Below are 21,470 nucleotides of genomic sequence, written 5' to 3'. Positions count from 1 at the left end.
TCCGCCGCAATTCGAAAACAATGAAAAAGCAGAAGGAACGGACAGCCAATGCGCGCTGAAATCGAGACGCTGGTCGACGAGATCAAGCAGGCCATAAGCCTGCTGAGGAGGCATCTTTGACTGGGATACGTCAATCAAACGCCTTGGCTATCTGAACCAGCTTGCCGAAGATCCCGCGCTGTGGAATGACGCGCAGGAAGCCCAGAAGCTCATGCGCGAGCGCCAGCAGCTGGAAGACGGTATCAACTCCATCCGCACGCTCAGCCAGTCGCTCGAAGACAATATCGAGCTGATCGCCATGGGCGACGAAGAGGGCGACAAGTCCATCGTCACCGAGGCGGAAGACGCCATTCGCGCCATCAAGGTGGAAGTGGACAAGCGCCAGATCGATACGCTGCTGTCAGGCGAAGCCGATGCCAATGACACCTATGTCGAAGTGCATTCGGGGGCAGGCGGCACGGAGAGCCAGGACTGGGCGTCGATGCTGCTGCGCATGTACACGCGCTGGGCCGACCGCAAGGGCATGAAGGTTGAACTGCTCGAAATCCATGACGGCGAAGAGGCGGGCATCAAGTCGGCCACCATCCTGATCAAGGGCCACAATGCCTATGGCCTGATGAAGACCGAATCGGGCGTGCACCGGCTGGTGCGCATCTCGCCGTATGATTCCAATGCGCGGCGGCATACATCCTTCTCCAGCATCTGGGTCTATCCCGTCGTCGATGACAATATCGAGATCGCGGTGACGGAATCGGACGTACGCATCGATACCTATCGCGCATCGGGTGCCGGCGGCCAGCACGTCAACACGACGGACTCGGCGGTGCGCATCACGCATATCGCAACCGGTATCGTCGTGCAGTGCCAGGCGGAACGCTCGCAGCACAAGAACCGTGCCACGGCATGGTCGATGCTGCGCGCCCGGCTCTATGAAGCGGAACTGGAAAAGCGCGAGCAGGCGGCCGATGCCATCTCCGCCTCCAAGACCGATATCGGCTGGGGCCACCAGATCCGCTCCTACGTCCTGCAGCCCTATCAGCTGGTCAAGGATTTGCGCACCGGCGTCGAAAGCACCAGCCCGCAGGATGTGCTCGACGGCGACGTCGACATGTTCATGGAAGCGGCTCTCGCGCACCGCGTGCACGGCAGCGATGTGGAAGTGCAGGATATCGCTTAAGTCCTGGCACATTGTCTGAACAAAAATCCCTGGCTGGAGATATCCTGCCGGGGATTTTTTATGGGCCAACCAATTTTTCCCGATATTTTGTTCAGGTAGTTTGTTTCGAAATCTTTCTTCAGGTTTTGAAAATATTTGTATAATTTCGATTTGGGTTTTAATTACAATAATTTGGATATTGCTGTTGAGTATCTTCCTATATAGCTTCGCCGCGTCCGGGGTGGACTGTAATACTTGGGGGAAATATGAAACGGATTGCTGTCGGTCTTATGTCGTTGTTTGTCACCGCATGTGCGACAACGAGTGAAATGCCATTGGCACAGAATATGGTGCGGCTTGACACGCAGGCAAGCGGACTGCTGTTTGTCGGCAGTGCTCCCGCCATAACCATGAAGAAGGCCGCTGAAGCGACCTTAAGACGGGGGTATACCCATTTCCGCTTGGAACAAGCTTCAACGTCGCAAGGTGAAAGACTAGCCGGAATACAGACTTGGGGTTCGGGCACCGCCAACGCAAATCTGTACGGCAACACCGCCTATGGCACCTACACGAGACAGGGATTTGCAACACCAGTCTATGCGCCAACGGCAAATGTTGGGGTTACCGTCGTTATGTTTCGAGCGAAAGAAGCAGGTGCACGTGGTGCGTTTGACGCCAATGATGTTCTGAAGAAGCAAGGTAAGTTGTAGGGCAAACTTTGCAGTACAAAGCCCGCTATCTGCGGGTTTTGTACTTTCTGAGCGTGAATCCAAGACGTGGCGGCAGTCAGGTTGCTCATAGCTACCGAATAGCAACGATGAAACTGTCACGGACCTTTGGTAGGAACCGGGTGAACAAGCCGGGACAGCCTTCGTGATCACTTTTGACAACGTACAACTGCGCGCCTTCCGATACGATGAGGTTGAAACGCTGCGGGCCATCGAACGGGTCGCCCGCTCGCGCTATGCACAACTCGATGGTTTTGCAGCCGTCGTGCAGGCGCCGCCGATAGCGGTGGAACGCTTTCTAAGCGGGGAGACCGTGGTTGCCGAAGCCACTGGCAAAGCTTGCGGGTATGTGTTGATGCAGCCGCTCGATGGAATGATGTACATTGCCAACATCATGGTCGAGCCTGCTGCATCTGGCAGAGGCGTGGGAGCAGGGCTCTTGGCGGCGGTTCACAGTCGAGCAATGGAACTGAACCTTTCCGGAATCGCGCTCACAACGTTTAAATCGCCCCGCTGGAATGGCCCGTGGTTTCGCAAGGCTGGTTTTATGCCCATGCCAGACGACCGGATTGGGGATGAACTAGCCGCGATCCTTTCGCGCCATGCCACCTTTCTGGACATGAGCAAGCGCGAAACGCTGTGGAAGAAGCTCGACGACAAATATCCGGGCGGCTTGGCTCAATTCCTGCCGTCTGCTTTGTCCCAAGGATAAAACTGCCATTTCCGTTTGATTGCGGCGTGCAGGTCGAGCCCGTTCTGATCGGTAAAGAGGATGATATGGCCGAACAGATCAGCGGCTTCATCGGCAAGGTCCTGCCGGAGTTCTGCTTCTGATCGGCCCTTGTGTCGCGCACGTCCGTGGAGCTTGTTCCAGACCTGGGTCAGTTCGCCGATTTCCTCATGCATCTTGAGAACGAACCAGTCGCGGTCTCTCTTGATGCCATTTAACTCCGCATATCTTGCGGACGCTCTTTCAAATTGCGCTGCCAGTGATCGAAGCATCATTTTCCTCATCGTAGACGTATATGTTCACGATATGTTCGATGCTTTTCCATGTCAATTTTGAAAACTCAAAGCAGGCGATTTTAAAGTTCGGCGGCGACCTCGCGGCCGATGGTCAGGAAACCTGCAGGATTGACGGCGCTGCCGTTCCGGCGCACCTCGTAGTGGAGATGCGGGCCGGTCGAGCGCCCGGTGCTGCCGACCTTGCCGACGACGTCGCCGATCTTGATCTTTTGGCCGGGGGTGACGAGGATCTGGCTCATATGGCCGTAGCGCGTGGAGAGGCCGTTGCCGTGGTCGACCTCCACCATATTGCCGTAGCCGCCATTGTAGCCCGCTTCGGTGACCGTGCCGTTGGCCGTGGCGCGCACCGACGAGCCGCTCATGGCGCGAAAGTCGATGCCGGAGTGAAACGCCATCGAGCCGATGATCGGGTCCTTGCGCACGCCGAACGTGCTGGAAACCGGCATGCCGGGAACGGGATTGGAGATCGGGATGGATTTGGCAAGAGCCTTGGCGCCTTCCAGCCGTTCGAGCGCCTGATCAAGGTCGTTCAGCTTGGCGTCAAACGGGGCAATGCTGCCGGCGGGAATGAACGGGCCGCCCGTATCCGACTTTTCATCCAGAACGGGTTTCACTCCGGTTGCGGCAAGCGCTTCCATGATCTTGTCGGCATTCTCGTAGGCTGTATTGGACAGCGCCTGCATCTGGGCGATCTGTTTGGTCTCGATATCCGTCAGCGATGTATTGACCGATTTCAGCAGCAGTTCGGCCTTGTCGACACTCTTGCGTGGCTTGTCATCGCGCGGTGCCGGTTTGCGTGTCGCGCTGGTCGGACCGGTGATGATCGGATCGATGCCATAGAAAGCGTCATCATCGTTCGATTTGACGATATCCTGGCCGTTGCTGTCCATCGGCGCATTGCTGTCCGCCTCGGGCGGAATGGCGGCGCCGGCATGTTCAGCCCGCTGCAGCATGGGGGCAAGCTTGGCATGGCGCTCGCTCAGGGATTTCTGCCGCTGGATGAGTTCGGCGACCTTGCCTTCCATCGCCTGCTGGTCGAGCAGCTGGCGGCTGGTGACCTGATCGAGCTGGGTGCGCAGGCTGGCGATACGGTCTTCGTAGGCCTGCTGCAGCCGCGCCTGACGCGCGACGCTGCCATTGATCAGGTCATCGCGGAAAACCAGATAGGAGGTGGCGATCAGGTAGGTGCCCGCCAGTGCAAAGGCCAGTGTGCCGCCAAGGATGGCGGCCCAGGGGCGCAGGGTGAAATGACGGATCGTTTCGCCCCGCGCGATGATGATCGTGTGGGGTTCCTGCTGGTTGCTGAAGATGGGTGAGTGTTTTGCCTTCTTCATGGCCGCTTCGCTCGTCATTTTGCAGCTTCAATTTATAGAAGGCATTACACCCCGTTATGGTTAACAAATCCTGACGGAGCGCCGATTTTCCATCAATTTCAGGTAGAAAGCGGTTGAGTTCGGTCTAGAGAGCCCTGGTTGCTTCGAGAACTTCGGCCGCGTGATTGGGAACCTTCACCTTGTTCCATATTTTTGCGATCCTGCCGTTCGAATCGATCAGGAAGGTGGTGCGTTCAACGCCCATATATTTGCGGCCATACATGCTTTTTTCGGCCCACACGCCATAGGCTTCCAGAATCGTTTTTTCTTCATCGGCGACCAGATCCACCTTGAGATCGTACTTCGTCTTGAACTTGTCGTGCTTCTTGGTCGGATCGGGCGACATGCCGATGACCTTGGCTCCAAGCTTGTCGAATTCCGGCTTCAGCCCGGAAAACTCGATGGCTTCCTGGGTGCAGCCGCTCGTATCGTCCTTGGGATAGAAATAGAGAACGACAGGTTTCCCGCGCAATTCAGCCAGGGAGAGCGTTCCGCCGCCATCGCGGGGAAGGGTGAAATCCGGGGCAGAACTGCCGATATCGAGCGTTGTCATAGGAAAGCCTTTCTTTCATCATTGAATGCGCGCCTCAGTTAGGCAACTATAAGAGAGGCACGGGAATCGTCTACGGTTTCCCACATGATTCCTCAATTGGCTTGGGAATTTGACAGAGAAACCGAAAAGAGTCCGTTTTACAAAGCGGGACTTTCTAAAATTTCATCATTACCCCTCTGCGGTCGAGCAAGGCGAGGTGCCCGTGGCCATGCCCGCGCGCCGCTCGCGGTTTCGTTTCGCCTGCGGGGCTCTCGCGTCATTCCTGATTCTCCTTGTGGTTCTGGCCGGAATAGCTTTTGTCGTCCTGCGGGTGGGTATCGGCGGCGAGGCCCTGACGCAGCGTGCCCAGACCGCGCTCAAATCCGTTGTCGGCCCCGATACCGATGCGACGATCCAGTCGGCGCAAATTTCCCTTGACCAGCGCAAGCACGTCGCGCTTGAGGCGCGCAACGTCAATATTTCGGATGTCAAGCGCGGGGTGGAGATCAAGAACATCCGTTCCGTGCGTATTGGCCTCGCCACCCTGCCGCTGCTGCAAGGCGACGTCAAAGTGCAGAGCCTCGAACTCACCGGCGCGCAGATCACGGTTGGTGCCAGCCAGGAGCCGTTCGACTTCATGTCGATCGTGCCGCAGGATGATCGCGGCCTGGTCAACCTCGACGGTGTGTCCCAACTCATTTTCACCGGATTGCAAAATGCCGTTTCGCTGCTGGATCAGCGGGAAACCCGTGACATCACGGTTGCCGATACACGCTTTGATTTCACCGTTGCGGGCCGGCCGGAAAACCTGCGCATCATCCATCTGGAACTGACGGAAACCGGCGGCCCCGTTGCCATCAAGGGCACGGTGGAATGGCGCGGAAAGGTCATCGACGTTGCGGCACAGGTCAAGCGCGCGGCCCTTGGCGCCAGGATCGATTCATTCTCGTTGGCGATCAGCAGGATTCCGCTGATCGGCAAACAGGGCGAAGCACCTGTTCCCGATGCCGATGGCATCAAGCCGGATACGTCCTATCTCGCCTATAACAATGAAGCTGAAATCCGGCTGGACGGCGTTGCGGGGGCGGACACCATACCCATGCGGATCTCGGGGTCGCTCAATGTCAGCGAAGGACCGGTGAGCATCGGCAATGTGGAGGATATGGGTGCCGGTGCCCAGATCAATTTCGAGCATGTTTTCGGTACTGAAAAGGTCGAGATTACGCCGTCAGCCATCCATTTCGGCGGTTTCAAAGGGGTTGTCGAGGGGGCGGTCGGACCCGAACCGCTGCCGGAGGACGCGACGGCTGTCGCTGCCGTTGCCAATCCCGGCTATCGTTTTGAACTGATCACGCAGGAAGCCGTTTCCGCTCCGGCGGATTCGAGCGAGCCGCCGCTCGCCTTCAATGCCCGCATTGCCGGCCGGTTTGCGCCTGATGAGGCCAAGCTGGACATTTCCGAGATTGCCGTGCGCGCCGATGGCGAAAGCGAACTTTACGGGCAGGGCAGTGTGGTGTTCGGCAAGGGGTCGCCAGCCATGACATTGGCGCTGCGCATACCGAAAATGCCCACCGCACAGGTCAAACAGCTCTGGCCGATCTGGGTGGCGACCGGCGCGCGCCGCTGGGTGCTCGACAATCTGTTCGGCGGCGATGTCAAGGACAGCCGGGTGGACGTGATGTTTGCCGCCGGCCGTTTCGACGGTCCGGGCAAGCCACCACCGCTGACGGCGGACGAAGTGCAGGTCGATTTCAACGTGCAGAACACGCGTTTCGATATTGTCGGCGATCTGCCGCCCATTCGCGATGCCGATGGTGCAATCAGCGTGCGCGGCGCCTATACCACGATCAAGCTGCTGAAGGGCTCGGCGTTTACGCCCGGCAACCGGGAAGCGCATATTGTGGACGGCACGCTGATCATCCCGTGGGGCCCGCAGCGTCCGGTGCTGTCGGAGCTTGATCTGAATATTGCCGGCGACGCTTCGGCCATCGCCGAAATCGCCGGTTTCAAGCCGATCAATGCGGTGAAAGGCGTGCCCTTTGCACCCGCTGATATCAGCGGCGATGTGAAAACCCATGTCCTCGTGACGTTCCCCGTCACTCGCCATGCGCCGGAGGGAAGCCTGCAATGGTCGGCGGAGATCGCTCTGAACGGCGTGAACCTTGCCAAAAAGGTCGATGGCCAGACCATAACCAATGCCAACGGGACGCTGAACGTCAACGACACCGAGGCGAATATCGATGTCAAAGCGCAGCTGAATGGCGTGCCGGCCGATATCACCATGTTCGAACCGCTCGGCAGCAATCCGGCCAAGCGCAAACAATCGGTTTCCCTGCAGCTGGACGACAAGACGCGCAACACGCTGTTCCCAAGTCTCGATCCGTTCATATCCGGCCCGATCAGCATCAACATCGACAAGTCGGCGGATGGTTCGCAGGTCGCTGTCGCGGATTTGTCCAAGGCCGAGGTCAAACTGGCGCAACTCGGCTGGACCAAGGGCGCAGGGGTGAAAGCCACCGCCAAGTTCAGCCTGCAGCAGGATGCGGACAATATCAGCGTGCGCAATCTCGATATCGCCGGAGACACGTTCCGGCTGCGCGGGGATATCTCCGTGGTCAAGGGCGATCTGGTATCTGCGGATTTCAGCCAGGTCAGTCTCAACCGGACGGATGACATCGCCGTCAAAATATCGCGCACCGGCTATGGCTACCGGGCCGACGTGAAGGGGAAATCCTTCGATGCGCGTTCGCTGCTGAACCAGGTGACCGACAAGAAGCAGGCGGGCGACAGCAATGACAAGAAGCGTATTCTGGTCAATGCCGATATCGATGATGTCCAGGGTTTCTATTCCGAAAGTTTCGGCAATGTCTCGCTGTCCTATGAAGGCGTCGGTTCGCATGTCTCGGGCCTTGCCTTCAACGCCGTGACCAAATCCGGCCAGAAGGTGATTGCCACGGACAGTTCGGAAAGCGGTGCCCGTTCCGTCAGCCTGCAGTCGAAGGATGCGGGTGCGGTCCTGCGTTTCACCGGCTTTTATGACAAGATGCAGGGCGGCAGCATTCTAGTCGCACTGGATTCGAAGGGGGACGGTCCCTTGCGCGGGCAGATCGATGCGCGCGACTTCACCCTTGTCAACGAGCCCAGGCTGGCCAGTCTCGTGTCATCCTCGCCGAATGGCACGAGCCTCAACGATGCGGTGAAAAAGGACATCGATGTGTCGGTGGTGACCTTCGAGCGCGGTTTTTCGCAAATCGAGAAAGGCAAGAACTACATCAATCTTGCCAATGGCGTGGTCCGCGGTTCGACCATCGGCACCACCTTCCAGGGCGTGCTCAGCGATCCCCAGGGCAACATGGCGCTGACGGGCACCTTCATGCCTGCCTATGGCATCAACCGCATCTTTGGCGAATTGCCCGTCCTCGGCCTTCTGCTTGGCAATGGACGGGATCGCGGCCTGATCGGCATCACCTACAAGTTGCAGGGGCCGATCAAGCAACCGCAGATCATCGTCAATCCGATTTCGGTGATCGCACCGGGCATTTTCCGCTCGATCTTCGAGTTTCAGTGAGAAGTGCTAAGCAATACCATTGTGCGTGGTTCGACAAGCTCACCATGAGGGATGGAGTCGGCTGCAGGGAGCTAAGTTCTGCAACGTTTGTGGTGATCTTGCACCAAACCACCTCCCTCATGGTGAGCTTGTCGAACCACGCACAACGCTGAAGCCGAAAGGCTTACATCGGGCGAACGAGAATGTGCTTCTTCTTGCCCAGCGACAGCTTGACGATGCCGTCGCCTGTCACGTCAGCGGTCGAAACCTGCGCCTTTTCATCGGAAACGCTGGCGTCGTTCACCCGGACCGCGCCGCCCTGAATGTGACGGCGGGCCTCGCCATTCGAAGCGGCCAGGCCGGCCTTGACCAGCAGCGTCAGAATGCCGATGCCGCCCTCGAGCTCGCCTGTGGCGATGTCGATGGATGGCAGGTTGGTAGCCAGCCCGCCTTCCTCGAAGGTCGTGCGCGCGGTTTCTGCGGCCATGGTGGCGGCTTCACGGCCATGAACGATGGCGGTGGCTTCGGTCGCGAGGATTTTCTTCGCCTCGTTGATTTCCGAACCGCCAAGTGCTTCCAGCCGGGCAATTTCATCGAGCGGCAGGCGCGTGAAGATTTTCAGGAAGCGGCCGACATCGGCATCTTCCGTGTTGCGCCAGTACTGCCAGAAATCATAGGGGCTGAAGACATCTTCGTTCAGCCAGACCGCGCCGGTGGCGGATTTGCCCATCTTGGCGCCGGAACTGGTGGTCAAAAGCGGCGTCGTCAGGGCATAGAGCTGCGGCGTTCCCATGCGGTGACCGAGATCGACGCCGTTGATGATGTTGCCCCACTGGTCCGAACCACCCATCTGCAGAACGCAGCCATGGCGGCGGTTGAGCTCGACGAAATCGTAACCCTGCATGATCATGTAGTTGAATTCGAGGAAGGAGAGGGACTGCTCCCGGTCCAGCCGCAGCTTGACGCTGTCAAATGACAGCATGCGGTTGACGGAGAAGTGGCGGCCGACCTCGCGCAGGAACTCGACGTAGCCCAGTCCCATCAGCCAATCGGCATTGTTGACGAGGAAAGCATCGGTCGGACCGTCACCAAAGCGCAGGATGCGGGCGAAAATCCGCTTGATGCCTTCGATGTTCGTGTTGATGGCTTCGGGTGTCAGCAGCTTGCGCTGTTCGTCGCGGAAAGAGGGGTCGCCCACCATCGAGGTGCCGCCGCCCATCAGCGCAATCGGCCGGTGGCCGGTTTCCTGCAGCCAGTACAGCATGGTCGCTGATATGAGGTTGCCGATGTGCAGGCTCGTCGCTGTCGCATCATAGCCGACATAGGCTGTCACTGTCTCCTTGGCGAAAAGCGCATCCAGACCGGCCTCGTCGGAGACCTGATGGATGAAGCCGCGCGTGGAAAGCGTGTGCAGAAAGTCGGATTTGAAGGCAGACATGAGTTTTTCCTGAAACTTTACGTAGGGAAGCGTCCGGCATGAAGAACGTGCCGAACAAGACGTGGCCGTTTAACATCATTCGGGGCCGAATCACAAGAAAGGGTGTGACGTGATAGCGACAAGGCGGGCAATTGGCCTGATGAGCGGAACATCCATGGATGGAATCGACATCGCGCTCATCGAAACCGACGGCAGAAACGCGGTGCAGCGGGGACCTTCGGGCTTCGTCGCCTATGACCCGGCATTCCGGCGGCAGATCGAGGCAGGGCTCGAGGATGCCAAATCCATCCGCAAGCGCGATCAGCGCCCCGGCGGTCTCGCCGCCATCGAACAGGAACTGACGCGGCGGCACGGCGAGGCGGTGCTCGGCTTCCTCTCGGATTATAAGTTAAGCGCCGATACCATTGATATCATTGGTTTTCATGGTCAGACCGTTCTGCATCGCCCGCAGGAACAGCTGACCGTCCAGCTGGGTGGCGGGCAATTGCTGGCTGATATGACGGGCATTCCCGTTGTCCATGACATGCGCGCCAATGACATGGTTCATGGCGGGCAAGGGGCACCGTTGGTGCCGGTCTATCATCGGGCACTCGCGGCAAGGGTTCCGGTCGAGCTTGGCAGGGGTAAGCCGGTCGTCTTCGTCAATATTGGCGGTATTTCCAATGTCACGATCGTTTCTGCAACAGGGGATCCCGTCGCCTTCGATACCGGGCCCGGCAACACGCTGATCGACCAGTGGGTCGCCGACAAGGCGGGAATCGCCTATGATGCGGGCGGTATGATTGCCAGCGAGGGTCAGGTGCTGGCCGGCGCCGTGGCGCGCTACATGGCCAAACCGTTTTTCGCGCTGAAGCCGCCGAAATCGCTCGACCGCAATGATTTCACGCTTGAGGAACTTGGCAATCCGGAACTGGCCGATGGCGCCCGGACGCTCGCCAGGGTGACCGCCGATGCCATTCTCCAAGCCGGCGCCTATGCGCCGGAACAACCGGCACTCTGGGTGATCTGCGGCGGCGGGCGCAAGAATGCGACCGTCATGGCCGATCTTGCGGAGGGCGCGGCCAAATCGGGTGCTGCTGTGATTGCTGCCGAGGAATTGGGCTTGAACGGCGATTCAATGGAGGCGGAGGCCTGGGCCTATCTCGCCGTGCGGGCCCTCGATGGCCTGCCGCTGACATTTCCAACCACAACGGGTTGCGATGCGGCTGTTTCGGGCGGCGCGGTGGTGAAGCCTAACCCGCAGGCGGCTGGCAGGAACATTGTGCGTGGTTCGACAAGCTCACCATGAGGGATATGGAGAGTTGCAGAAAGCGATTTCTGCAACCTCTGAGACTATCATTGCAGAACATGCCTCTCCTCATGGTGAGCTTGTCGAACCACGCACAATTCCAGTGCAGCGCGTTTTTTAGCGCAGGCGCTTCGGCTTGGCTTCGACCAGTTCGCCGTTCAGGCGGCGGTCGAGATATTCGGAGCATTCGCCGATGACTTCATCGGTCATGCCGGTGAAGAAGTGATTGGCGCCGACCATCGTCTTCTGCGTGATGGTGATGCCCTTCTGGGTCTTCAGCTTGTCGACCAGTCCCTGTACATCCTTGGCCGGTGCAACCTTGTCCTGATCGCCGTGAATGATCAGGCCGGACGAGGGGCAGGGTGCGAGAAACGAGAAATCATAGGTATTCGGCTGTGGCGCGACCGAGATGAACCCTTCGATTTCCGGACGGCGCATCAGGAGCTGCATGCCGATCCAGGCGCCGAAGGAATAGCCGGCGACCCAGCAGGTCTTGGAATCCGGATGCAGCGACTGCACCCAGTCAAGCGCGCCGGCCGCGTCGGACAATTCACCCGAGCCATGGTCGAATTCGCCCTGGCTGCGGCCAATGCCACGGAAGTTGAACCGCAATGTCGTGAAGCCGCGCTGCTGGAACATGTAGAACAGATCGTAGACGATCTTGTTGTTCATGGTGCCGCCAAACTGCGGATGCGGGTGCAGGACAATCGCTATCGGTGCATTTTTTTCCATCGAAGGCTGATAACGGCCCTCAAGACGCCCCGCAGGTCCATTGAAAATTACTTCAGGCATGTGTACTCCACTCTTCGCCACAGGGCGTCTGTCGATCAGCCGGACTTGACGGCGATCAACAGCACCCATAAAACCAGTTTAGAACCGTTCAAAACTGGTGTAGGATTTTGTCTCGAAGCGGCTTCATAGGCCGGTCCGAGGTTGAATTTCAAGAAAATTGCGCTTTTTGCTGGCGCTGAGTTCAAAAGAACAGGAATCACGACAGGTATGGCCCAAAAACGCGCCTATCTCGACTACAACGCCAGTGCGCCGCTTCTTGCGGCAGCGCGCGATGCTGTCGTCGATGCTTTGGCGCAAACGGGCAATCCATCGTCTGTTCATCAGGAAGGCCGTGCTGCAAAAGCCATTCTCGAACGCGCCCGCCGCGACGTGGCTGCTCTTGTGAATGCCAAACCTGATCATGTGTTCTTTACATCGGGTGCCACCGAGGCTGCGTCAACCCTGCTGACGCCACATTATATGATGGGACGGGCGCCTGTACGCCTGTCGCGGCTTTATGTCAGCGCCAGCGAGCACCCTTGCGTGCTGGCGGGCGGGCAGTTTGCCGCCGACCAGATCGATACGGTCCCGGTGGATCGCAACGGACTGCTCGACCTTGAGCGGTTGCGTGCGCTGCTGGCGGCCCATGACAAGGGCGAAGGTCTGCCGCTGGTCGCCGTGCAGGCCGCCAACAATGAGACCGGCGTCTTGCAGCCCATCGATGAAATCGGTAGGCTTGTCAAAGCGTTCGGCGGCTTTTTTGTCGTCGATGCGGTGCAGGCGGCTGGGCGAATTCCTCTTGATATTGCAACATCTTGCGCTGATTACCTCATTCTCTCGTCGCACAAGATCGGCGGTCCGAAGGGCGTAGGCGCCATCATTGCGGTGTCCGATCTGGTCATGCCGAAGGCGCTGGTGCGCGGCGGCGGACAGGAAAAGGGCCACCGCGCCGGGACGGAAGCCTTGCCGGTCATTGCGGGTTTCGGCGCGGCGGCGCGGGTTGCCCGCGAGCAGCTTGTGGCCGGCGGCTGGGGGCTTGCCAACCGGCAGCGGATCGAGGACGGCATCCTGGCGATTGCACCCGATGCGGTGATTTATGGCGATGCAGCCGGGCGGCTCGCCAATACGACCTTCTTCAGCCTGACAGATATGAAGGCGGAAACCGTGCAAATCGCTTTCGATCTGGCCGGAATTGCGCTATCGGCAGGCTCTGCCTGTTCTTCGGGAAAAGTCGGGCCAAGCCATGTGCTTGCGGCCATGGGATTTGGCGATGGAACCGGGGGCCTGCGGGTCTCCACAACGCCGGAAACCACGCAGGACGAAATTGCGCTTTTCCTTGAGGCGCTGACAAAAATTGTCGCGCGGCGGGACCGGACGAAGCCGGTTTCTGCCGATGCGGCGTAAAATATCGCAGATATCGACAATAAATAGTCGATAAATGCAAAAGAATCCGGTGAATACCGGTGTTAAATCGTGCGATTGCACACTACATTGAGGCAAATATTCAAGACGACACACGCCTTGACGTTTGCAACTGCGGGACCTTGAATCCCGCGAGGATGGAGAACGCCAATGCCTGCCGTGCAGGAAACTATTGATCAGGTCCGCACCCTGGACGTGGACCAGTACAAGTATGGCTTTGAGACCCTTATCGAAATGGATAAGGCGCCAAAGGGCCTCAGCGAAGACATTATCCGCTTTATTTCGGCCAAGAAGAACGAGCCGGAATGGATGCTGGAATGGCGTCTGAAAGCCTATGAACGCTGGCTGACGATGGAAGAGCCCACATGGGCGCGGGTGAACTACCCGAAAATCGATTTCCAGGACATGGTCTATTATGCCGGGCCGAAGAATCAGACCGGACCGACATCGCTTGCCGAGGTCGATCCCGAGTTGCTGCGCACCTATGAGAAGCTGGGAATTCCGCTGAAAGAGCAGGAAATCCTTGCGGGCGTGCGCAAGATGGGCGAACCGAGCCCTTCGGACGAAGACGAAGAAGCCAGCGACAATGTCTACAAGTCCGGCCGCGTGGCGGTGGATGCGGTGTTCGACAGCGTGTCCGTGGTTACGACCTTCAAAGCGGAACTGGCCAAGGCCGGCGTCATTTTCTGCTCGATCTCCGAAGCGATCCGCGAACATCCGGAACTGGTCAAGAAGTACCTCGCATCCGTGGTGCCGGTTTCCGACAATTTCTATGCGACGCTGAATTCGGCTGTCTTCACGGACGGCTCCTTCGTCTACGTGCCGAAGGGCGTCCGCTGCCCGATGGAACTGTCGACCTATTTCCGCATCAACGAGCGGGATACGGGCCAGTTCGAACGCACGCTGATCATTGCCGAAGAGGGCGCCTATGTGTCGTACCTCGAAGGCTGCACCGCGCCGCAGCGCGATGAAAACCAGCTGCACGCGGCTGTCGTGGAACTGATTGCCCTCGACGATGCCGAGATCAAGTACTCGACCGTGCAGAACTGGTTCCCCGGCGATGCGGAAGGCAAGGGCGGCATCTACAATTTCGTCACCAAGCGTGGCGATTGCCGCGGTGTCAATTCCAAGATCTCCTGGACCCAGGTCGAGACCGGTTCGGCGATCACGTGGAAGTACCCGTCGGTGATCCTGCGCGGTGACAATTCACGCGGCGAATTCTATTCCATCGCCGTTTCGAATGGTCATCAGCAGATCGACAGCGGCACCAAGATGCTGCACCTCGGCAAGAACACGTCGAGCCGCATCATCTCCAAGGGTATTTCGGCGGGCAAGTCGAACAACACCTATCGCGGCCAGGTTTCGGCGCACCGCAAGGCGGAGAATGCGCGCAACTTCACCCAGTGCGACTCGCTGTTGATCGGCAATGATTGTGGTGCGCATACGGTGCCTTACATCGAGGCGAAGAACGCCACGGCGCAGTTCGAGCACGAAGCCACCACCTCCAAGATTTCCGAAGATGCGCTGTTCTACGTGATGCAGCGCGGCATTCCGGAAGAGGAGGCGATTGCGCTGATCGTCAACGGCTTCGTCAAGGAAGTCATTCAGGAACTGCCGATGGAATTTGCGGTCGAAGCGCAGAAACTGATCGGCATCAGCCTCGAAGGCTCAGTCGGATAGCCATGGGACGGCCATCATCGGCCCGTCACTCGCCAAACAAGATTATTGTTGGGATCGCCGAGGCTGATCCCGAGGAATTCAAAGGGTAATAGAATGCTGGAAATCAGAAACCTTCATGCGAAGATCGCAGATACGGACACCGAAATCATTCGCGGCCTGAACCTCACGGTCAAGGCGGGCGAAGTGGCAGCCATCATGGGACCGAACGGTTCGGGCAAGTCGACACTGTCCTATATTCTTGCGGGCCGCGAAGATTACGAAGTCACGTCGGGTGACATCCTTTACAACGGCGAATCCATTCTGGAACTCGACCCGTCCGAGCGCGCCGCCAAGGGCATCTTCCTGGCATTCCAGTATCCGATGGAAATACCCGGCGTTGCCACGATGGAATTTTTGAAAGTGGCGATGAACTCGCAGCGCAAGGCGCGCGGCGAAGAACCGCTGAAAATCCCGGAGTTCATCGCCCGGGTGAAGACGGCTGCCGCTTCGCTGGACATGGATATCGCCATGCTGAAGCGTCCGCTCAATGTCGGTTTCTCCGGCGGCGAGAAGAAGCGCGCGGAAATCCTGCAGATGAAGCTGCTGGAGCCGAAGCTCTGCGTGCTGGATGAAACAGATTCGGGCCTCGACATCGATGCGCTGAAGATCGTTTCCGATGGCGTGAATGCACTGCGCTCGCCTGATCGTGCGGTGATCGTCATCACCCACTATCAGCGTCTGCTCGACTATATCGTTCCGGACAGTGTGCACGTTCTCTACAAGGGACAGGTCATCAAGTCAGGCGACAAGAATCTTGCCCTCCATCTCGAAGAGAACGGCTACGCCGATATCATCGGCGAGGCAGCCTGAGGAGCGACGTCATGAATGTTCATACAGGACGCCAGCCGACAACCGCAGAAGCGGCGCTGGTCGACTCCTTCATCGACCGGATGGGCGAACTGCCCGGCGATGCGGAAATCGTCAGCGCGCGTGACAATGCCATCGAGGCATTGAAGACGCAGGGCCTGCCGTCACGCCGCGTCGAGGCCTGGCACTATACCGATCTGCGCACCCTTTTGCGCAGTGTCGCCGCCTATGATGGCACGGCGGGCACCAATGCCTTGCCGGCAGTCATTCCGGGATCGGCGGTTGCAACAGTTTCCAATGGTGTGGCGCTGACATCGCCGCGGGTCGCCGGTGTCGAATTCGCCAAGTACAGCGACAGACTGGCTGACGGATCGGTGATCCGCGATCTCGCCATTCGTGGCGGTGACGATGCGATCGGCCAGATCAACGCAGCCTACGTGACCGACGGCTGGGCCGTCTCCATTGCCGATGGCCTCGAACTGGACGCGCCGCTGGAACTGCAGAATGCGCAGGCCCGCGGACAGGGCCATGTGCGCTTTGCCGTCAAATTCGGCAAGGGCAGCAAGGCAACCGTGATCGAACGTCAGACAGGCGGCGCGGGCGAGGGTTTTTCGACCAGCGTCAGCAATGTCACCGTTGCCGATGATGCGGAGATCGTCTGGATCATCCTGCGCGAGCAGGGTGTCGACGCAACGCAGCTTGCCCAGTTCACCGCGACCATAGGCACCAATGCCAAGCTGACGCTCTATATCGTCAATGCGGGTGGCAAGCTGGTGCGCCAGGAAGTGCATGTGCTGTCGAAGGGCGAGGGCTCCGACTTCCAGTTGCGCGGCGTCAACCTGCTCGGCGGTGACAGCCACACGGACGTGACGATGACGCTCGGCCACCTCGTCGAGAATACCACATCGGTGCAGATCATCCGCAATGTGGTGACGGACCGTGCGCGCGGTGTTTTCCAGGGACAGATCAAGGTCAACAAGATCGCCCAGAAGACCGATGCGCGCATGGCCTGCAACACGCTGTTGTTGTCGGATGACGGCGAATTCGATGCCAAGCCGGAGCTGGAAATCTTTGCCGACGACGTGGCCTGCGGCCATGGGGCGACGGTGACCGAGATCGACGGAAACCACCTGTTCTATCTGCAGGCGCGCGGTATCCCGGAAAGCGATGCACGCGGCCTGCTGATCAAGGCATTCGTAGCTGAGATCGTCGAAGAACTGGAAAGCGAACCACTGGTCGAGGCTCTGGAAGCCATTCTCGACAAGTGGCTGGCGGTGCATGTCTGATCGTTTGCCTGCCGGCTGGTCCGGCGGGCACTATTTCAGGTGAAACACCCGACTGAAACGCAGGAAAGCGCGGGCAACATGGATACGAAGATCATTCGAAGCGGTTATGATGTCGAGGCGATCCGCCGCGATTTCCCCATCCTGTCGCGCGAAGTCTACGGCAAACCGCTGGTTTATCTCGACAACGGTGCCTCCGCGCAGAAACCGCAGGCGGTGATCGACGCGATCACCCATACCTATGCGAACGAATATGCCAATGTGCATCGCGGCCTGCATTTCCTGTCGAACGCGGCCACCGATGCCTATGAAAAGGCCCGCGAAAACGTTCGCCGCTTTCTGAACGCCGGTTCGGTCGACGAGATCGTCTTCACCAAATCGGCGACCGAGGCGATCAATACGGTTGCCTATGGCTATGGCATGCCGCATATCGGCGAGGGCGACGAGATCGTCCTGTCGATCATGGAGCACCATTCCAACATCGTTCCCTGGCATTTCATCCGGGAACGGCAGGGCGCGAAGCTGGTCTGGGTCCCGGTCGACGAGCAGGGCGCGTTCCATATCGAGGAATTCGAGGCACGGCTGACGGAACGCACCAAGCTGGTGGCCATTACGCATATGTCGAATGTGCTCGGCACTGTGACGCCGATCAAGGACATCGTCCGCATTGCCCATGCGCGCGGCATCCCGGTGCTTGTCGACGGCAGCCAGGGCGCCGTGCATCTGCCGGTTGACGTGCAGGATCTCGGCTGTGACTGGTACATTTTCACCGGGCACAAGATCTATGGTCCATCCGGTATCGGTGTTCTCTACGGCCGCAAGGAAAAGCTGGAAGCCATGCGCCCATTCCAGGGCGGCGGCGAGATGATCGAAGAGGTGACGGAGGATATCGTTACCTATAATCACCCGCCGCACCGCTTCGAGGCGGGCACGCCGCCGATCGCCCAGGCCATCGGTCTTGGCGCTGCCATAGAATATGTCGAGAAGATCGGCCGCGCCGCCATTCTCGCGCATGAGGAAGATTTGCGCGATTACGCGCATGAACGGCTGCGTGAGATCAATTCGCTGCGCATTTTTGGCGATGCCAAGGGCAAGGGCGCCATCATCTCCTTCGAGCTCGAAGGTATCCATGCCCACGATGTGTCCATGGTGATCGACCGGGCCGGTGTTGCCGTGCGCGCCGGCACACATTGTGCCCAGCCGCTCTTGAAACGGTTCGGCGTAACGTCCACATGCCGTGCATCGTTTGCGATGTATAATACGAGAGACGAGATCGATGTTCTCGCCGATGCGCTGGAAAAGGCGCGGAAATTCTTTGGGTGATGCCGATGACCGACAAAGTCGAAACGCTGGAAAAAGACGAGACGCTGAAGCCGGATGCTTCCGCCGTGAGCGGCGCGGTTTCCGCTTCTGCCATTCCAGCCGATGAACTCGCCCGCATGACCGATGATATCATCGGCGCGCTGAAGACGGTCTATGATCCGGAAATTCCGGCAGATATCTATGAGCTTGGCCTCGTCTACAAGATCGACATCGAAGACGACCGCTCCGTGAAGATCGAGATGACCCTGACGGCACCCGGCTGCCCGGTTGCCGGTGAAATGCCGGGCTGGGTGCAGGATGCGGTCAGCTCGGTCGAGGGCGTCAGCTTTGTCGACGTGACGATGACATTCGATCCGCCCTGGACGCCCGACCGCATGTCGGAAGAAGCGCAGGTCGCCGTCGGCTGGTACTGATCCGTTCCGGCTACATTGCGCTTTCGGCTGATATCTTCTCCTAATGTCTAATTGTCAGGTACGTCGCGGCTCGTCACTGTGGGGTGTCCCATGCCGTAGTGCGTGGGCCGCCGATTAACGGAACAGCCCCTCAGGAGGTCCGCGATGAGTGCTTTCTGGATCGTGCGCCTCGGTATGGCAGGTGTGATCTTCTTTGCGCTCAAAGCCGCGTGGCATTGGCAGGCATCGACTGTCGTTTTGACGCGCGCGGATATTGCCGGGCTGCTTGACGCCCGGTCGGCCATGGGTGTCGTTGCCGAGTCTGCGCTGGAACAGGCGCGGCAGAACGCGCGGGGTTCCAGGGCCGCCGCCTGGGCGTGCGTGCTGGCCGCCATTGTCGGCATCGCCAGCTGGTTTTGAAGCGCCCTCAGGGCGCTTCGCAGCCTTCCGGAACGCTTTGATCCAGCGGCTTTTCGAATTTCTGCAACGTGCCGTCGAGAATGGACAAGGGAACAAAGGGAACGCCCTGGATGGCGGCATTTGCCAGCCGGAGGCGGTAGCAACCGTTGTAGACGGTGTGTTTCCCGTCCTTCTGCGTCGATTCGATCGCCAGAGGCAGGCTCCAATAGGTGGAACCAGCCGCGCCCTCGCTTTCGGATTTGCCAAGGCGCAATTCCACCGAGACGGTGTTCTCGTACCCGGCCTGGAACTGCGGAAACGGCTGGCTATGGCCTTCCTCGGCATAGTAGCTGTAGGCGCGCGCATATTCCTGGCGGTTGATGGCGTTGTAATAGGATTTGACCAGTTGCTCCGGTGTGCTGCGGTCGTCGAGATAGTCCGGTACGGACTGATTGGGCGCTTCAGCCGATTCCTTGGGGGCAGGTGCTTCCGGGGCGGCCTCGGCGGGCGCCGCCGCTGCGGGCTTCGTACCAGTTTCCTGCTTCGGCTCGGGCTTCTTGGTCTCCTGAGCAAGTGCAGGCGTCAGGTTCAGCGCCATACCGGCAAGGCTGGTGAGAATGAGATGGCGGTAATTCATGATTTCTGCCTTCTGCGTGCGGGTTTTTGGGACGGGACGAGTTTGAACACTTGCGGTGACGGTTGTGTAACACTAACTATGGTACAGACGGATCATTACACGATCCGAACCAAGAGAGATGAGAAATGGGTCGTTTTTCTGTCATGACGTTGACTGACACTGCCGCTGCCCGCGTAAGCGAGATCGTGGCGGCGCGCGAGAATGCGCTCGGCATTCGCGTCGGCATCAAGAAGGGCGGCTGCGCCGGTATGGAATATACCATCGACCTCGTCACCGAGGCCAAGCCAGGCGACGATATCGTTGAAAAGGACGGCTCCAAGGTCTTCGTTGCGCCGGAGGCGGTGCTGTATCTCCTGGGAACGCAGATGGACTTCGAAGTCACGACCCTGCGCACGGGCTTTGTCTTCAACAATCCCAACCAGACGTCCGCCTGCGGCTGCGGTGAGTCGGTTGAACTGACACCGGCCAAGCCGGAAGCCCTGGCACCTGCCGCTTCCTGATTTTTCAGAATTCGCTATCCGGGACGGACGGAACGCTTTTTGGGCGTGACGTCTTCCTGTGCGCCTGCAATAATCGGGCATGGACAATGACGCGATTCACGATCTGTTTTCCGGGCTGGGGCCTGTCACCATCAAACGCATGTTTGGCGGCAAGGGCATCTATCACAATGGCCTGATCATTGCGCTTGAGGTGGCCGACGAAATCCTGCTCAAGGCCGATGCGATTTCCGCGCCCGACTTCGAAGCGGCGGGCTGCCGGCGCTGGAATTATGAAGGCAAGTCTAAGATCGTCAACATGCCGTACTGGTCCATTCCCGCCGATGCGTTCGATGATCCCGACGTTATGACCGAATGGGCGCGCAGGGCCTATGAGGCCTCGCTGCGCGTGGCACGGCAGGCATAGACGTCGAGAACCGCGCTGGCGGGCCTCCACGGGCCTGTCAGGCCATCTGACGGATCAGGTCCAGGGCGTGAACGGTGGGGAGTGTCAGTCTGTCCGGCAGCTTATCGAGTGGAAACCAGTCGATACCGCCGTGCTTGTCCGGTTCAAGCAGCTGCATTTCGCCGGAAAAGCTTTCCGCTTGAAACAGAACGCCGAACCAATGCTGCTTTTCATCATGAAAAAGCTGTTCGCTGAGGCCCAGCAATTTGATTTCGCCGGCTTCCAGCCCGGTTTCCTCAAGCGCCTCGCGCCGGATCGCCTGCTCAGCGGTTTCCAGGAAATCGATCTTGCCGCCGGGAATGCCCCAGGCACCGGTCTCCGGGCTTTTCTTGCGCTGCAGCAAGAGGATGTGGCCGTCTCTTATGAAAACGATTCCGCATCCGACGCCCGGCGCATTCACGGTTGGAGCCCTTAAATCTTTGTATCGATCAGCATGAAGGCAGGAATGTCATCGCCAAAGCCGACCGGCGACGGTTCATTGTCGCCCCGGTCGCGGCGGTATTCGCGCTCACGTTCGCGCCGTGGTTGTTCCTGCTGAGCGGCAGGGCGGGCGCGGCGCTGTTCATTGTCAGCCTTGATTGCTGCCTTTTGCGGCTTCTCGGCCGTCTTCTTGACGGGCGCTTCGGCTACAACCGGCTGTTCGCCGGTTTCCTTGGCGCGCTCGGCGGCGGCAATGATGTCGATTTC

Annotated in this window: 21 protein-coding genes and 1 pseudogene; 14 read left to right on the top strand and 8 right to left on the bottom strand. The window is 58.9% G+C overall.

The window, feature by feature from the left end; translation table 11 throughout:
• The first annotated feature begins 48 nt into the window (after nucleotides 1–48).
• The 3 genes from prfB to ACIQWS_RS09020 all read left to right on the top strand — a co-directional run bounded on the left by prfB (nucleotide 49) and on the right by ACIQWS_RS09020 (nucleotide 2,596).
• Nucleotides 49–1,177, top strand: a protein-coding gene (gene prfB, locus ACIQWS_RS09030) for a peptide chain release factor 2 (protein WP_403175085.1) whose coding sequence is annotated in 2 segments (ribosomal slippage) — nucleotides 49–117 and nucleotides 119–1,177 — 1,128 coding nt in all. Because the reading frame shifts where the segments join, the coding sequence is not laid out codon by codon here.
• Nucleotides 1,178–1,422: 245 nt separating this feature from the next.
• Nucleotides 1,423–1,866 carry a hypothetical protein gene (locus ACIQWS_RS09025; RefSeq protein ID WP_223613214.1) on the top strand — a complete coding sequence of 148 codons (444 nt, stop codon included), beginning with the start codon at nucleotides 1,423–1,425 and terminating at the stop codon, nucleotides 1,864–1,866.
• Between the two features lie 163 nt (nucleotides 1,867–2,029).
• On the top strand, nucleotides 2,030–2,596 hold the full coding sequence (locus ACIQWS_RS09020; RefSeq protein ID WP_403175077.1) for a GNAT family N-acetyltransferase: 567 nt from the start codon (nucleotides 2,030–2,032) through the stop codon (nucleotides 2,594–2,596).
• On the opposite strand, the gene ACIQWS_RS09015 is transcribed toward ACIQWS_RS09020, so the two are convergent.
• The 3 genes from ACIQWS_RS09015 to bcp all read right to left on the bottom strand — a co-directional run bounded on the left by ACIQWS_RS09015 (nucleotide 2,563) and on the right by bcp (nucleotide 4,836).
• Nucleotides 2,563–2,886, bottom strand: coding sequence for a pyrophosphatase (locus ACIQWS_RS09015; protein ID WP_403177636.1), 324 nt, complete (start codon nucleotides 2,884–2,886; stop codon nucleotides 2,563–2,565). The two genes, ACIQWS_RS09020 and ACIQWS_RS09015, sit on opposite strands and share 34 nt — an antisense overlap.
• Before the next feature lie 83 nt (nucleotides 2,887–2,969).
• Nucleotides 2,970–4,262 carry a M23 family metallopeptidase gene (locus ACIQWS_RS09010; RefSeq protein WP_346308021.1) on the bottom strand — a complete coding sequence of 431 codons (1,293 nt, stop codon included), beginning with the start codon at nucleotides 4,260–4,262 and terminating at the stop codon, nucleotides 2,970–2,972.
• A 106-nt stretch (nucleotides 4,263–4,368) separates the two neighbouring features.
• The gene (gene bcp / locus ACIQWS_RS09005; RefSeq protein ID WP_346308022.1) at nucleotides 4,369–4,836 is read right to left on the bottom strand and encodes a thioredoxin-dependent thiol peroxidase; all 468 of its coding nucleotides are present in this window, start codon (nucleotides 4,834–4,836) and stop codon (nucleotides 4,369–4,371) included.
• A 208-nt stretch (nucleotides 4,837–5,044) separates the two neighbouring features.
• Here bcp and ACIQWS_RS09000 point away from each other — a divergent pair, with 208 nt between their 5' ends.
• Nucleotides 5,045–8,383 carry a DUF3971 domain-containing protein gene (locus ACIQWS_RS09000; protein ID WP_403177634.1) on the top strand — a complete coding sequence of 1,113 codons (3,339 nt, stop codon included), beginning with the start codon at nucleotides 5,045–5,047 and terminating at the stop codon, nucleotides 8,381–8,383.
• A gap of 163 nt (nucleotides 8,384–8,546) precedes the next feature.
• On the opposite strand, the gene tyrS is transcribed toward ACIQWS_RS09000, so the two are convergent.
• Nucleotides 8,547–9,800: a tyrosine--tRNA ligase gene (tyrS, locus tag ACIQWS_RS08995; RefSeq protein ID WP_403175066.1), complete on the bottom strand. Its 1,254-nt coding sequence runs from the start codon at nucleotides 9,798–9,800 to the stop codon at nucleotides 8,547–8,549.
• Nucleotides 9,801–9,912: 112 nt separating this feature from the next.
• On the opposite strand from tyrS, the gene ACIQWS_RS08990 reads away from it, so the two are divergent.
• Nucleotides 9,913–11,088, top strand: coding sequence for an anhydro-N-acetylmuramic acid kinase (locus ACIQWS_RS08990; RefSeq protein WP_403177628.1), 1,176 nt, complete (start codon nucleotides 9,913–9,915; stop codon nucleotides 11,086–11,088).
• A gap of 117 nt (nucleotides 11,089–11,205) precedes the next feature.
• Here the strand turns inward: ACIQWS_RS08990 and ACIQWS_RS08985 are convergent, their stop codons facing one another.
• Nucleotides 11,206–11,949 (bottom strand): alpha/beta hydrolase, encoded by a 744-nt coding sequence (locus tag ACIQWS_RS08985; RefSeq protein WP_342588452.1) that lies wholly within the window; start codon nucleotides 11,947–11,949, stop codon nucleotides 11,206–11,208.
• 138 nt (nucleotides 11,950–12,087) lie between these two features.
• Here ACIQWS_RS08985 and ACIQWS_RS08980 point away from each other — a divergent pair, with 138 nt between their 5' ends.
• The 7 genes from ACIQWS_RS08980 (at nucleotide 12,088) to ACIQWS_RS08950 (ending at nucleotide 19,225) form a co-directional block, all read left to right on the top strand.
• Nucleotides 12,088–13,263 carry a cysteine desulfurase family protein gene (locus ACIQWS_RS08980; RefSeq protein WP_403175058.1) on the top strand — a complete coding sequence of 392 codons (1,176 nt, stop codon included), beginning with the start codon at nucleotides 12,088–12,090 and terminating at the stop codon, nucleotides 13,261–13,263.
• A gap of 168 nt (nucleotides 13,264–13,431) precedes the next feature.
• Complete coding sequence (sufB, locus tag ACIQWS_RS08975; RefSeq protein ID WP_223613223.1) at nucleotides 13,432–14,961, top strand: Fe-S cluster assembly protein SufB; 1,530 nt, start codon at nucleotides 13,432–13,434, stop codon at nucleotides 14,959–14,961.
• A gap of 93 nt (nucleotides 14,962–15,054) precedes the next feature.
• Nucleotides 15,055–15,810: a Fe-S cluster assembly ATPase SufC gene (sufC, locus tag ACIQWS_RS08970; RefSeq protein ID WP_105732651.1), complete on the top strand. Its 756-nt coding sequence runs from the start codon at nucleotides 15,055–15,057 to the stop codon at nucleotides 15,808–15,810.
• A gap of 11 nt (nucleotides 15,811–15,821) precedes the next feature.
• Nucleotides 15,822–17,093, top strand: a complete 1,272-nt coding sequence (gene sufD, locus ACIQWS_RS08965; protein WP_403175049.1) for a Fe-S cluster assembly protein SufD — start codon at nucleotides 15,822–15,824, stop codon at nucleotides 17,091–17,093.
• Nucleotides 17,094–17,171: 78 nt separating this feature from the next.
• On the top strand, nucleotides 17,172–18,413 hold the full coding sequence (locus tag ACIQWS_RS08960) for a cysteine desulfurase (RefSeq protein ID WP_403175044.1): 1,242 nt from the start codon (nucleotides 17,172–17,174) through the stop codon (nucleotides 18,411–18,413).
• Nucleotides 18,413–18,826, top strand: coding sequence for an SUF system Fe-S cluster assembly protein (locus ACIQWS_RS08955; RefSeq protein ID WP_403175039.1), 414 nt, complete (start codon nucleotides 18,413–18,415; stop codon nucleotides 18,824–18,826). Before ACIQWS_RS08960 ends, ACIQWS_RS08955 begins: the two co-directional genes overlap by 1 nt.
• A 144-nt stretch (nucleotides 18,827–18,970) precedes the next feature.
• Nucleotides 18,971–19,225 carry a hypothetical protein gene (locus ACIQWS_RS08950; RefSeq protein ID WP_403175034.1) on the top strand — a complete coding sequence of 85 codons (255 nt, stop codon included), beginning with the start codon at nucleotides 18,971–18,973 and terminating at the stop codon, nucleotides 19,223–19,225.
• A gap of 7 nt (nucleotides 19,226–19,232) precedes the next feature.
• Here the strand turns inward: ACIQWS_RS08950 and ACIQWS_RS08945 are convergent, their stop codons facing one another.
• On the bottom strand, nucleotides 19,233–19,841 hold the full coding sequence (locus ACIQWS_RS08945; protein WP_403175029.1) for a hypothetical protein: 609 nt from the start codon (nucleotides 19,839–19,841) through the stop codon (nucleotides 19,233–19,235).
• A 125-nt stretch (nucleotides 19,842–19,966) separates the two neighbouring features.
• Between ACIQWS_RS08945 and sufA the strand changes: the two genes are divergently transcribed.
• Nucleotides 19,967–20,341 (top strand): Fe-S cluster assembly scaffold SufA, encoded by a 375-nt coding sequence (gene sufA / locus ACIQWS_RS08940; RefSeq protein WP_403175026.1) that lies wholly within the window; start codon nucleotides 19,967–19,969, stop codon nucleotides 20,339–20,341.
• A 79-nt stretch (nucleotides 20,342–20,420) separates the two neighbouring features.
• Entirely contained in the window at nucleotides 20,421–20,744 is a 324-nt protein-coding gene (locus tag ACIQWS_RS08935; RefSeq protein WP_403175020.1) for a TfoX/Sxy family protein, read from the top strand.
• Between the two features lie 37 nt (nucleotides 20,745–20,781).
• Here the strand turns inward: ACIQWS_RS08935 and ACIQWS_RS08930 are convergent, their stop codons facing one another.
• Nucleotides 20,782–21,183, bottom strand: coding sequence for an NUDIX domain-containing protein (locus ACIQWS_RS08930; protein ID WP_403175015.1), 402 nt, complete (start codon nucleotides 21,181–21,183; stop codon nucleotides 20,782–20,784).
• Nucleotides 21,184–21,194: 11 nt separating this feature from the next.
• Nucleotides 21,195–21,365, bottom strand: a pseudogene (locus ACIQWS_RS08925) (ATP-dependent helicase); the annotation flags it as partial.
• Nucleotides 21,366–21,470 lie beyond the last annotated feature (105 nt).

Source organism: Phyllobacterium sp. NPDC097923 (genome assembly GCF_044760925.1).
In the GTDB taxonomy this organism is placed as follows: Bacteria; Pseudomonadota; Alphaproteobacteria; order Rhizobiales; family Rhizobiaceae; genus Phyllobacterium; species Phyllobacterium calauticae.
Note: the sequence above shows the minus strand (reverse complement) of the source record. Positions and strands in the feature narration are given on the sequence as shown.